The organism is Citrobacter sp. RHB36-C18 (assembly GCF_013814485.1).
Taxonomy (GTDB): Bacteria; Pseudomonadota; Gammaproteobacteria; order Enterobacterales; family Enterobacteriaceae; genus Citrobacter; species Citrobacter braakii.
In genome coordinates, this window is record NZ_CP057125.1 from 3718925 (window position 1) to 3731836 (window position 12912).

The following is a 12912-nucleotide window of genomic DNA, read 5'->3' on the forward strand; positions in this document are numbered from 1 at the left end:
TTATTCCTTAAAATGCCACCGCAACGCGGTAATACACATTGAGATGATCCGGCGCCAGCCAGTCCGGATAGTTAACTGGCGTTCCTACGGTAAACTGACTGGAAAACCAGCGCCCTGAACTGGTTAATCCCAGCGCAGCCCCCCACAACGTGCCGGAGGCATAGCTATCAACGTTATCCTTTTTCAGCCAGCCGCCGTCGAATGCCGCTATCGCGCCAATCTGTCCCAGCACCGGCAGCGTAAATAGCGAATAATTCACTTCATTGCGCCAGTAGCCGCCGTTATCTCCAGAAATGTACTGTTCTTTAAAACCGCGAACGGAGGTTTCTCCGCCCAGCGTCAGGCGTTCACTTCCATAGAGTCGGTCTGAAGACCATTGAAAATACACGCTGCTTAGCCACCACAGTTTCTCTGCCAACGGGCGCTGGAAACTACCGCTGACGCTCCATTTGCGAAATTCCGCCCTTGGCACATCACCCTGTTTATCGTTGTCATCCTCTGCGCCAAACCATGGCACGCCCTGGGTGAATGAAGGGTTAAACGTCGCAACGCCGGAAGCAATTTTTTGCGTATGGTTGATGCCCAGCGAAACGCTGGAAAGCTTGCGACTACTGGTTTCCAGCAGGATATCATTCAATTTGTTACGGTTAATTCGATGCGTCAAACCCAGCGATGCAGCGGTTTTGACATCACCATTGCGAAACAAAACCCAGGATCCGTTCAGACGATGGGTTTCGCTATCTCCGGTGGAACGCCAGGCATAACCATTGTTATCAATCGTGCTGAGGTAGTTACTCCAGCTGTAGTTGTAATCAAGCAGTCCGTAGCCGTAAGGAATACTCACGCCGGCCGCAAAGTTCTGCGCATCTTTGCTGCTGGAAAAATCGCTACTGCGTCCGCCGCTAATAAACCATTTATCCGCCAGGCCGAGCATGTTATTGAAAAATAGCGCACCACTGAGCTGTCCGGTTCCGGTGCTCTTTTGTCCACTGTTATCAAAACTAACTGAGCCATTGAGTGGAAATTCAGGCGTGGCGGTGAGGTTAACTATTGAGAACCCCTGCTGACTGCCCGGCAAAATTTCAATTTCCACCGGCGTCTGGCGAACCCGGTTCAACTGCTCCATCCCCTGTTCAATGTCACGCAGATTGAGAATTTTTCCTTCCATTCCGGGAAAGGTCATCAGCAGAGTGCGCGATGGGACGCCTTCCAGACGTATTTGCTGCAATTTACCCTCAAGCACCGCAATGTGCAGCACCCCGGATGAGAGATCCTGTTCGGTTAAAAAGGCACGACTGGTGATGTAGCCTCGACTGATATACCAGTCGGAAATTGCATTTATCAGTTCCGTAAGGCGGGGAATATTCAGGCATTGATTCACCCATGGCGCGGTAAGCTTTGCCGAGGCAGCGGCGGACAACTTCGTTGCGCCGTCAATATCAATACGCGAAATCATAAAACACGGCCCTTCAGTCTGGGCTGGCGTTTTCGGCGTTACGGTTTCGGGTAGCGTAACGCTACGCTCCAGCTCTTCACGCTGGCGCTGGTTTTCATTAAGTCGCTGCTGCTGTTGCTGCTGAATGGTATTCCGATCCGCAGGAGAGAGTGGCGCCGCAGAAACAGTTGTGAACGGCAAAATTAACATCCCAATTAATATTGCCAACTTTCTTTCATCCCTGAACTTCACCCCACCCCCCATAAAAGTACGAAAGCGAACTTGACTGTAAAGCACAGCCGATCCTTGTAAAAAAGCACAAAATGTAAACAAAAGTAAAGACATTAAGTGCTATTTCACTTCATTCCAATTGCATTTTAGGATTTCTTATGCTCTTAAGTTAAATTATCCTTACTCTGTTGACCTAATCCCATCGCAAATCGCCCATTTACCCACATTAACGATCTGGACAATACGCTACGATGACGCCACTCGCATCGTGCTAACAGACACACCTCCCCGGCACTAAATAAGCGGAATCCGCAATACCTGGAAATTGTACTATTATCGCTTAACTTAATTGTCGTAAAGTAATAGCGTTAAAAAACATGGAATAATTAGAAATGAATACCAGCATAATTAAACCTTCCTCGATCGTTCTTTTCTTCCTTATTCTGGCAATACTCAATGGTTTTATTGCAACCCTGGGTTTATTCTTGTCGATTTATACCCTGTGTAAATTTCGTTCCGACGAATACAGCCCATATCAGTATTTTTTAGCAACCACCTCCCTTATTTTAACAATTATGCCTTTTGTTTTAATAGTTCTCACCAAAACAGATGGGAAGGATTACTCTGCGCAAATAGATCTAGCGGTATTTAACAGCTCATCCCCTGAAACCTGCCCTACCATTAACGAGCACTTTCGTGACAGGTACGACACTGTTATAAAAAGAATCCCCTCTGCTTGTGGAACCGAGCGTATCAAGGATGTTGAATATTTGTCGAAGGGACTCTACATTACTTTCTATTCAGCAATTTTTTCCCCTGTCTCAGTCGCCGCATATTTCCTCCCACAACCAGAAGTCGTCAACACATGCCAAAAATACGTAAAAGAGTATGCTGAAATATGCTCTCCAATAAAAGGTTCAGAACTGGATCAAACAATAAATAAAATCCTTGAACTGAAGTTCCGGAATGTTAAAACAGCCACTGCAGAATAATATCAGGAGAAGGGAACGCTTAACGTTTAGAATTTAGCCACGTTTTTGCGCCAGCCAGATGGTATGCCCGGCGCAGTGCGGATCTTCCATCACCATCTCTACCACCACAAAACCGTGCGCTGACAGCAATGCGCGGTATTCATCCGGCGCGAGGCTGGCGTGAAACAGCGGTTCGCCCTCAAATTGCCCCATCGCGATACCGTTTTCCGTTCCGCTGGTAAACATCAGCGCGCTGCCGGGACGGCTGAGTCGGTCAAAAATCGGGAACATCTTTTGCTGATCCTGCTGAGTTAAATGGAAAAAGCTGTCCCAGGCGATCAGACCATCGAAAGTCTCGTTAAGTCCCAGCTCGCGCATATCCTGCTCCAGCCAGCGCTGTGCGGGAAAAGAGTGCCGGGCCCGCGCCAGCATCGCCGCAGAACCATCAATTCCCGTAAGCTGAAAGCCTTGCTGAATAAAATAACCAGCAATCGGCTGACCGTTGCCGCAGCCAATATCCACAATGCTGCCTTGCCCGCCCATCACGGTAATGAACTTATCCAGCCAGCTTTTCTCGAACAGTGCGCGTGAACGCTGGCTGGCAAAGGCCTCCGCATGACGTTGGTAGATGGACAGAATGTTGTTTGCCGCAGAGTCGCTCACGATGTCCTCACTTTTTTATTCTGTTAAGCATCACGACGATAAATCCTCCAGGACACGATTTGCAACCCTGGAATGCGCCTCGCAGAACCAATGCGCAAATACCCCAAAACCGTCCCGCTGTGGCATCATAGCGCGCAGATAACGTCATGACAGGGGTGATAAACGTGAAACCGGTAACGCTATACGATGTGGCAGACCATGCAGGAGTCTCTTACCAGACCGTCTCGCGCGTCGTGAATCAGGCCAGCCACGTTTCCGCAAAAACCCGACAGAAAGTTGAGGCCGCGATGGCGGAGCTCAATTACATCCCCAACCGTGTCGCACAGCAGCTGGCGGGCAAACAGACGCCGCTGATTGGCGTCGTGACAGCGAACCTTGCCCTGCACGCCCCCTCGCAAATCGTTGCCGCCATAAAATCCCGCGCCGACCAGTCCGGGGCCAGCGTGGTGATCGCCATGGTCGAACGTAGCGGCGTTGAGGCATGTAAAGCCGCAGTCCACAACCTGCTTTCTCAACGCGTAACCGGGCTTATCATCAACTACCCGCTGGATGAAGAAGACGCCATTGCCGTGGCTACCGCCTGCGGTACGGTGCCGGTACTGTTTCTCGATGTCTCTGATCAGACGCCAATTAACAGCGTGATTTTCTCCCATGACGACGGCGCACGTCTCGGCGTTGAACATCTGGTGCAGCATGGGCATCAGCGTATCGCCCTGCTGAGCGGGCCACACACTTCAGTTTCGGCAAGGCTTCGCCATGCGGGGTGGCATAAATATCTGGCGCACTACCAGCTGCAACCCACCGCGGAGCTGGAAGGCGACTGGAGCGCGATGTCAGGTTTTCAGCAAACGCTGCATATGCTTAATGGTGGTAATCTCCCCACCGCCATGCTGGTCGCTAACGATCAAATGGCGCTGGGCGCGATGCGGGCGATCAGCGAGTTCGGTCTGCGGGTGGCGGTTGATATCTCGGTGATCGGCTACGATGACACCGAAGACAGCGCCTGCTACATCCCACCACTGACCACCATCAGGCAGGATTTTCCGTTACTGGGTGAAACCAGCGTCGACAGACTGCTGCAACTTCCCCGTGGGACCTCAAGCGTGGGCAACCAACTGCTGCCCGTAACCCTGGTTAAGCGCAATACGGTTCTGCCTCCCGATACGCAAACCCTCTCACCCCAGGTGCTGGCCGACTCACTGATCCAGCTAGCGCGGCAAGTTTCGCAGCTCACACCCAAATTGTGAACGCATAACAATTGTGTGAGTCAGTTCACTCATTGAGCGCCCCATCCTTTACAGTTGGGATCGCTTATTCGTATTTTGATTGAAATTGTGAGCGAATAACAAATTCAAACAGGATACCGTTATGAACCTGAACACAGATTCACTCTCCGCTGTACTGGCCCGCCGTGACTGGGAAAATCCCGGCGTCACGCAGCTCAACCGCCTGGAGGCGCACCCGCCGTTTTGTAGCTGGCGCTCAGCGGATGATGCGCGCACCAATCAGCGCTCAACTCAGTTACGCTCGCTGAATGGCAAGTGGCAGTTCGCCTGGTTTTCCGCGCCTGAGGCCGTGCCGGAAAGCTGGCTGACAAGCGATCTGCCACAGGCTGATACTATCAACGTCCCCTCTAACTGGCAGATGGACGGTTACGACGCGCCAATTTATACCAACGTCACCTACCCGATCCCGGTTAACCCCCCGTACGTTCCAGCGCAGAATCCGACAGGATGTTACTCGCTCACATTCAGTATCGAAGACGCGTGGTTAGATGAAGGTCAGACGCGCATTATTTTTGACGGGGTGAATTCCGCGTTTCATCTGTGGTGCAACGGTCGCTGGGTTGGCTACGGTCAGGACAGCCGCCTGCCGTCTGAATTCGATCTTAGCGATTATCTGCTGCCAGGCGAAAACCGCCTGGCTGTGATGGTGCTGCGCTGGAGCGATGGCAGTTATCTGGAAGACCAGGACATGTGGCGCATGAGCGGGATCTTTCGCGATGTATCTTTGCTGCATAAGCCCACTACGCAAATCCGCGACCTGCGCATTAACACCCGTTTTAACGACGATTTCAGCCGCGCCACGCTGGAAACAGAAGTCAGAGTGGCGGGCAACGAGTGCGAAGATTTACGCGTCACCCTGCAATTGTGGGACGGTGAAACGCTCACTCACGAAACGACTTCCCCGCTCGGCAGCGAAATTATTGATGAACGCGGCGCTTATCATGATCGTGTTACCCTGCGTCTGAACGTCGAAAACCCGGCGCTGTGGAGTGCCGAAACGCCTAATCTGTACCGCGCTGTGGTCCAGTTACGTACCGCTGACGGAGCGCTGATTGAAGCGGAAGCCTGTGATGTCGGCTTTCGTCAGGTTCGTATTGAAAACGGCCTGCTGTTACTCAACGGTAAGCCGCTGTTGATTCGCGGCACCAACCGTCATGAGCACCATCCGGTCAACGGTCAGGTGATGGACGAGGCGACGATGGTGCAGGATATTCTGCTGATGAAGCAGAACAACTTTAACGCCGTGCGCTGCTCCCATTACCCGAACCATCCATTGTGGTACACCCTGTGCGATCGCTACGGCCTGTATGTGGTCGACGAAGCCAACATTGAAACCCACGGCATGGTGCCGATGAATCGCCTCACCGACGATCCCGCGTGGCTGCCAGCCATGAGCCAGCGCGTCACGCGCATGGTGCAACGCGATCGCAACCACCCGAGCATCATCATCTGGTCACTGGGCAATGAATCCGGGCATGGCACCAACCATGACGCGCTCTACCGCTGGATAAAATCAGAAGATCCGTCCCGTCCGGTACAGTATGAAGGCGGCGGCGCAAATACCACGGCAACCGACATTATTTGCCCAATGTACGCCCGCGTCGATCAGGATCAGCCCTTCCCCGCGGTACCCAAATGGTCGATTAAAAAGTGGCTGTCGATGCCCGGCGAGCAGCGTCCGCTGATCCTCTGCGAATACGCCCACGCCATGGGCAACAGTTTTGGCGGCTTCGCCAAATACTGGCAAGCGTTCCGTCAATTTCCGCGCCTACAGGGCGGGTTTGTCTGGGACTGGGTAGATCAGTCGCTGATTAAATATGATGAGAACGGTAAGGCATGGTCTGCCTACGGTGGTGATTTTGGCGACACGCCTAACGATCGTCAGTTTTGCATGAACGGCCTGGTGTTCGCCGATCGCACCCCGCATCCGGCATTATACGAGGCCAAACATGTGCAGCAGTTTTTCCAGTTTACGCTGCTGCCGGGACCCAAACGCCAGATTGAAGTAACCAGCGAATATCTGTTCCGCCACAGCGATAACGAAGTTCTGCACTGGTCGATTGCCCAGGATGGCAACCCGCTGGCCGCCGGAGAAATCGTGCTGGATATCGCCCCACAGAGTCGCCAGGTGATTACCCTGCCAGATGTCCCGCTACCGGAAACCGCCGGTCAGTTATGGCTAACGGTACGCGTAGAGCAACCTCAGGCCACCGCATGGTCAGACGCCGGGCACATTAGCGCCTGGCAGCAATGGAAGCTGGAAGAGAAACTCAGCCTGGCGCCACGGCCAATTGCCCGTACCGCACCACTGCTGAACGTGAGCGAAAACACCTTTACTGTTGAGGTCAACGACAAGCGCTGGCAATTCGACCGTCAGTCTGGCCTGCTGACACAGTACTGGATTGGCGACGCAGCCCAGCTGTTAACCCCGCTTACTGACCAGTTCACCCGCGCGCCGCTGGACAACGACATCGGCGTGAGCGAGTCAACCCGCATCGACCCTAACGCCTGGGTCGAACGCTGGAAAGCCGCCGGTCATTATCTGGTCGAAGCAACGTTACTGCACTGTGCTGCCGACACGCTGAGCAATGCGGTACTGATCGCCACCGAACATGCGTGGCAGTATCAGGGCGCAACGCTGTTCGTCAGCCGAAAAAGCTATCGCATTGACGGCAATGGTGAAATGCAGATAACGGTGGATGTCGACGTCGCCAGCGGCACGCCACATCCGGCCCGCATCGGCCTGAGCTGCCAACTGGCGCAGATCGCTGAGCGGGTGAACTGGTTAGGTCTCGGCCCACATGAGAACTACCCGGATCGCCTGAGCGCCGCCTGTTTTGATCGTTGGGATTTGTCACTTGATGAGATGTACACCCCATATGTTTTCCCTGGCGAAAACGGTCTGCGCTGCAACACGCGTGAGCTACGCTACGGCGCGCATCAATGGCGAGGGGACTTCCTGTTCAACATCAGCCGCTTTAGCCAGAAGCAACTGATGGAAACCAGCCACCGCCATCTGCTGCAACCGGAGGCTGGTACCTGGGTCAATATTGATGGCTTCCATATGGGCGTGGGCGGTGACGACTCCTGGAGTCCTTCCGTTTCACCAGAGTTCCTGCTGAGTGCCGGACGCTACCACTACCAGCTGGTCTGGGGTCAAAAATAATAATAATCGGGCAGGTTCCCCCCTGCCCGCATTCATCGTAAGGAAGTCCATTATGTATTATTTGAAAAACACTAACTTTTGGATGTTCGGCTTCTTCTTTTTCTTTTACTTTTTCATTATGGGTGCCTATTTCCCCTTCTTCCCTATCTGGTTACACGATGTAAACCATATCAGTAAAGGTGACACCGGGATCATTTTCGCCTGTATTTCACTATTTTCGTTATTATTCCAGCCTGTTTTCGGACTGCTTTCCGATAAGCTTGGCCTGCGTAAACACCTGCTGTGGGTAATTACCGGAATGCTGGTAATGTTTGCCCCGTTCTTTATTTACGTCTTTGGCCCGTTATTACAGGTTAATATTTTACTGGGTTCGATTGTCGGCGGGATTTACCTTGGCTTTATCTACAATGCCGGCGCCCCGGCGATTGAAGCCTATATTGAAAAAGCCAGCCGCCGAAGCAATTTTGAATTTGGTCGCGCGCGCATGTTTGGCTGCGTGGGCTGGGCGCTGTGCGCCTCAATTGCCGGGATTATGTTCACCATCAATAACCAGTTTGTCTTCTGGTTAGGTTCCGGCTGTGCGGTCATTCTGGCATTGCTGCTGCTCTTTTCAAAAACAGATGTCCCCTCTTCTGCAAAAGTTGCGGATGCGGTAGGCGCCAACAACTCAGCATTCAGTCTGAAGCTGGCGCTGGAGTTATTTAAACAACCGAAACTCTGGTTCCTCTCCCTATACGTGGTCGGCGTTTCCTGTACGTATGATGTGTTTGACCAGCAGTTCGCCAACTTCTTTACCTCATTCTTTGCCACCGGCGAACAGGGTACCCGTGTGTTTGGCTACGTCACGACCATGGGGGAATTACTTAATGCCTCTATCATGTTCTTTGCGCCGCTGATTGTGAACCGCATTGGCGGAAAGAACGCCTTACTGCTGGCCGGTACGATAATGTCGGTGCGGATCATCGGCTCCTCCTTCGCCACCTCTGCGCTGGAGGTCGTCATTCTCAAAACGCTGCATATGTTTGAAATACCGTTCCTGATCGTCGGTTGCTTCAAATACATCACCAGTCAGTTTGAAGTGCGCTTCTCGGCCACAATTTACCTGGTGTGCTTCTGTTTCTTCAAACAGTTAGCAATGATTTTCATGTCAGTTCTGGCCGGAAAAATGTATGAGAGTATTGGTTTCCAGGGGGCGTATCTGGTGCTGGGGATAATTGCGCTAAGCTTCACGTTGATTTCCGTATTTACCCTAAGTGGACCGGGGCCGTTTTCTCTGCTGCGTCGTCGCGAAAGCGTCACGCTGTAAAAGCCTCTTTGCCGGATACACCACTCACGTGGTTTATCCGGCCTTCGATGTGCCATCCTCACACGATGAGTCCTGACCTGGTGGTTTAAGTTCCGAGGACAACACGCCGCTTTTTTATCGTTATGGTAAAACGGGGCGAGAAGCCAGGTCATAGCATGAGCAAAAAGACGGTTGCGGTAACAACGCTCTTTATCAGCGTATTACTTACAGGATGTGGCAGCATTGATGCGCGCACGGCAGGCGAGGATTCAGATACGTATTACGTGGGAATGCGCCATGATATTGATAAACTAAAAAACCCGGGCGCTTACGATTATAACTATTTCGATTTAGCGCTGTTATTCGTTGATGTGCCGTTATCGTTCGTGGCCGATACGGTTTATGCGCCGTTTGATTACTATCACGGGCCGTATAAGAAAGTTGATTAACACGTAGGCCCGGTAAGCATTGCGCCACCGGGCATCACACGACGTTACTCCTCGATCGCCTGACGGATTTGCTGCAAGGATGCGGGATCGTCAATGGTCGTCAGATCGCCAGGATCGCGGCCTTCGCAGATCGCCTGAATCGTCCGTCTGAGCATTTTGCCGGAGCGTGTTTTCGGCAGCTGCGACACAAACCAGACGTGCGCCGGACGACCAAAATTACCAATTTGACTGTCCACCAGCGCCATAATCGCCTTCTCTTCCGAATGGGCAATGTCGCTGTCTTCCAGACTGTCGCTCTGTTTTGGAATAACAAACGCGACCGCCACCTGACCTTTCAGCGCATCCTTCACACCGACCACCGCCACTTCGGCGACGTTTGGATAGCTGGAAATACTCTCCTCTATCTCGCGCGTCCCCAGCCGGTGTCCGGCCACGTTGATCACGTCATCCGTACGGCCAAGAATGAAGTAATAGCCATCGGCATCGCGAATGCCCCAGTCAAAGGTGGCGTACACCTGGCGGGAAAACAGCGACCAGTAGGTATTCACAAACCGCGCGTCATCCCCCCAGATAGTCTGAATACAGCCCGGCGGCAGCGGCCCTTCAATCACCAGCATCCCCTTCTCGTTCGCCGCACAAGGTTCACCGGTCACCTCATTGAGCAACTGCACGTTATAGCCGTACATCGGCACGCCAGGACTGCCCAGCCGCGACGGTCGGTCGTCCAGCCCGCGGGCGATAGCCATAATCGGCCAGCCGGATTCAGTCTGCCAGTAGTTGTCGATAACCGGGACGCCCAGCGTTTCCGTTACCCAACTGGCGGTCGGTTCATCCAGCGGCTCACCCGCCAGATACAGCACCTCCAGCGAGGAGAGATCGTGATTGCGGATTTGCGCGGTCGGGAATTTTTTCAGCACGCGGATGGCGGTCGGGGCCGAGAACATCCGGCTGACCTGATACTTCTCAACAATTTTCCACCATACGCCGCAGTCCGGATACGTTGGCAGCCCTTCGTAAACCACCGTCGCCATCCCCGCCAGCAGCGGGGCATACACGATATAGGAATGCCCAACCACCCAGCCGATATCCGACGCGCAGAAGAACACGCCGCCCGCTTTGCCGCCGAAAATGGTGTCCATCGAGGTCGCCAGCGCGACCGCGTAACCACCAACGTCGCGCTGGACACCTTTCGGTTTACCGGTTGTCCCGGAGGTGTAGAGAATGCAGGACGTTTCGTTCGACTCCAGCCAGACAACCGGCACCCGTGCGCCGAGATGCTGTTGGCGTAGCGCGGCAAAGTCGAGGTCACGCCCCTCCACCCGCGCCATTTTCGCCAGACCGCGGTCGACCAGCACCACATGACGCGGCTGATGCTGAGCCTGATCGATCGCATCATCGAGTAGCTTTTTATAGGGCAGGATCTTGCCGCCGCGCGCCCCGGCATCCGCCGAAACGATAACCACCGGTCGGGCGTCGTCGATGCGCGCCGCCACGCTGTGCGAAGCAAAACCACCGAACACCACCGAATGGATCGCCCCAATGCGTGCGCAGGCCAGCAGCGTAATGTGCGCTTCGGCGATCATCGGCATATAAACTAGTACCCGATCCCCGCGCTGTACGCCGAGCGACAACAGCATCGCTGCCACAACATTCACTTCGTCATACAACTGACGAAAGGTAAACGTGCGTTCTTCTTCGGTTTCTGATGACACAGCAATCAGCGCCAGCGCCTCGGGCTGTTTCTCCAGCCAGCGGTCGATGGCGTTATGGCACAGATTGGTCGTCCCGCCGCAAAACCAGCGGGCAAACGGCGGATTGCTGTGGTCCAGTATCTGCGTATACGGCTGCTGCCAGTCAATACGCTGGGCCTGCTCGGCCCAGAACGACTCCGGCTGCGTAATAGAACGTTGATAAAACTCGCTATAAGACATAATGCTCTCCTGTTGAACTTACGCCTGATGAGTCGGGTTTCAGATAACAAACAAATCCATATACTCATTGACCGGCATCTGCTCCAGGCGAGTTCTGTCCAGGGAGACATCCAGAATGCGCTGCTGCTGACGGGTCGGGAACTGACGCGCCAGGTTGATTTTGAACTTCTCGACCAGCTTCGGCATCCCGTCGTTACGACGGCGAGCGTGGCCGATTGGGTACTCCACCACCACTTCTTCAAAACGTGATCCGTCGGTGAATTCCAGGGTGATGGCATTCGCGATGGCGCGTTTTTCAGGATCGTGGTAATCGGCTGTAAAGGCCGGATCTTCAAAGCAGTTGATCTTCTCGCGCAGGGCATCAATGCGTTTGTCCTGCGCCACGCCGTCTTCATAATCTGCCGCGGTTAAACGCCCGAACAGCAGCGGAATGGCGACCATATACTGGATGCAGTGATCGCGATCCGCCGGGTTATTCAGCGGGCCTTTTTTATCGATGATGCGGATACAGGCTTCGTGCGTACGAATGGTCACTTTTTCGATATCCGCCGCCGTTTTCCCTGCAGCCTGTAGCTGCTCGTACAGCGTCATCGCCGCCTCTACCGCAGTCTGCGAGTGGAACTCGGCCGGGAAGGAGATTTTAAACAGCACGTTTTCCATCACATAAGAGCCGTACGAGCGCTGGAAGCGGAACGATTCGCCTTTGAAAGAGACGTCATAAAAGCCCCAGGTTTTCGCCGTCAGCGCAGACGGATACCCCATCTCACCGGTTTTCGCCATCAGCGCCAGACGTACCGCGCGCGAAGTTGCATCGCCAGCTGCCCAGGATTTACGCGTGCCGGTATTTGGCGCATGGCGATAGGTACGCAGCGACTGCCCGTCAACCCACGCCAGCGACACGGCGTTGAGGATTTCATCCCGGTTCAGGCCAAGCATCTCGGCGACCACCGCCGTGGAGGCCACTTTGACCAGCAGTACGTGATCGAGACCGACGCGGTTAAAAGAGTTTTCCAGCGCGATGCAGCCCTGAATTTCATGGGCTTTAATCATTCCGGTGAGCACTTTTTTCATGGTTAACGGCGCTTTCCCCACCGCTACCGCATTGCGTGACAGCCAGTCAGCCGTAGCCAGAATGCCGCCGAGGTTATCGGAAGGATGCCCCCATTCCGCGGCCAGCCAGGTGTCGTTAAAGTCCAGCCAGCGGATCATCGCGCCGATGTTAAACGCCGCCTGCACCGGGTCGAGCTGGAACTGGGTGCCCGGAACGCGCACGCCGTTCGGCACCACAGTCCCTGGGACTACCGGCCCCAGCAGTTTTTTACAGGCCGGATATTCCAGCGCTTCCAGGCCGCAGCCTAAGGTATCAAGCAGGCAATAATGCGCGGTGTCATACGCTACCGTCGAAGTGATCTCGTAATTCATGACGTAATCAACGATATCAACGATTTCACGGTCAAATTCCGGGCGGACGTTCGAAATATGTGCAGACATAACA

The 12912-nt window shown here is 53.8% G+C and carries 9 protein-coding genes; 5 read left to right on the forward strand and 4 right to left on the reverse strand.

Going from position 1 to position 12912, the window contains the following annotated elements:
- Positions 1–7: 7 nt before the first annotated feature.
- A complete protein-coding gene (locus tag HVZ52_RS17780; protein WP_249417962.1) occupies positions 8–1645 on the reverse strand; it encodes a ShlB/FhaC/HecB family hemolysin secretion/activation protein in 1638 nt (545 codons plus the stop codon).
- Between the two features lie 413 nt (positions 1646–2058).
- Between HVZ52_RS17780 and HVZ52_RS17785 the strand changes: the two genes are divergently transcribed.
- Entirely contained in the window at positions 2059–2658 is a 600-nt protein-coding gene (locus HVZ52_RS17785) for a hypothetical protein (RefSeq protein ID WP_181598542.1), read from the forward strand.
- Positions 2659–2691: 33 nt separating this feature from the next.
- On the opposite strand, the gene HVZ52_RS17790 is transcribed toward HVZ52_RS17785, so the two are convergent.
- Entirely contained in the window at positions 2692–3300 is a 609-nt protein-coding gene (locus HVZ52_RS17790; RefSeq protein ID WP_046275621.1) for a class I SAM-dependent methyltransferase, read from the reverse strand.
- Between the two features lie 164 nt (positions 3301–3464).
- On the opposite strand from HVZ52_RS17790, the gene HVZ52_RS17795 reads away from it, so the two are divergent.
- From HVZ52_RS17795 to HVZ52_RS17810, 4 genes are all read left to right on the forward strand, one after another.
- Entirely contained in the window at positions 3465–4547 is a 1083-nt protein-coding gene (locus tag HVZ52_RS17795) for a LacI family DNA-binding transcriptional regulator (protein WP_016151953.1), read from the forward strand.
- A gap of 121 nt (positions 4548–4668) precedes the next feature.
- On the forward strand, positions 4669–7752 hold the full coding sequence (locus tag HVZ52_RS17800) for a beta-galactosidase (protein ID WP_181598543.1): 3084 nt from the start codon (positions 4669–4671) through the stop codon (positions 7750–7752).
- A gap of 52 nt (positions 7753–7804) precedes the next feature.
- The gene (locus HVZ52_RS17805) at positions 7805–9058 is read left to right on the forward strand and encodes an MFS transporter (protein WP_046275623.1); all 1254 of its coding nucleotides are present in this window, start codon (positions 7805–7807) and stop codon (positions 9056–9058) included.
- 155 nt (positions 9059–9213) lie between these two features.
- The gene (locus HVZ52_RS17810) at positions 9214–9486 is read left to right on the forward strand and encodes a YceK/YidQ family lipoprotein (protein WP_016151950.1); all 273 of its coding nucleotides are present in this window, start codon (positions 9214–9216) and stop codon (positions 9484–9486) included.
- 44 nt (positions 9487–9530) lie between these two features.
- Here the strand turns inward: HVZ52_RS17810 and prpE are convergent, their stop codons facing one another.
- Together prpE and HVZ52_RS17820 are read right to left on the reverse strand one after the other, a co-directional pair.
- Positions 9531–11417 (reverse strand): propionate--CoA ligase, encoded by a 1887-nt coding sequence (gene prpE / locus HVZ52_RS17815; RefSeq protein ID WP_016151949.1) that lies wholly within the window; start codon positions 11415–11417, stop codon positions 9531–9533.
- 39 nt (positions 11418–11456) lie between these two features.
- Entirely contained in the window at positions 11457–12908 is a 1452-nt protein-coding gene (locus HVZ52_RS17820) for a bifunctional 2-methylcitrate dehydratase/aconitate hydratase (protein WP_141894800.1), read from the reverse strand.
- Positions 12909–12912 lie beyond the last annotated feature (4 nt).

Excerpts from the sequence above, each read along its gene's own strand:
- HVZ52_RS17780 (WP_249417962.1), bottom strand. The coding sequence starts at position 1,645 with ATGTTAATTTTGCCGTTCACAACTGTTTCTGCGGCGCCACTCTCTCCT.
- HVZ52_RS17785 (WP_181598542.1), top strand. The coding sequence starts at position 2,059 with ATGAATACCAGCATAATTAAACCTTCCTCGATCGTTCTTTTCTTCCTT.
- prpE (WP_016151949.1), bottom strand. The coding sequence starts at position 11,417 with ATGTCTTATAGCGAGTTTTATCAACGTTCTATTACGCAGCCGGAGTCG.
- HVZ52_RS17805 (WP_046275623.1), top strand. The coding sequence starts at position 7,805 with ATGTATTATTTGAAAAACACTAACTTTTGGATGTTCGGCTTCTTCTTT.
- HVZ52_RS17800 (WP_181598543.1), top strand. The coding sequence starts at position 4,669 with ATGAACCTGAACACAGATTCACTCTCCGCTGTACTGGCCCGCCGTGAC.
- HVZ52_RS17810 (WP_016151950.1), top strand. The coding sequence starts at position 9,214 with ATGAGCAAAAAGACGGTTGCGGTAACAACGCTCTTTATCAGCGTATTA.
- HVZ52_RS17820 (WP_141894800.1), bottom strand. The coding sequence starts at position 12,908 with ATGTCTGCACATATTTCGAACGTCCGCCCGGAATTTGACCGTGAAATC.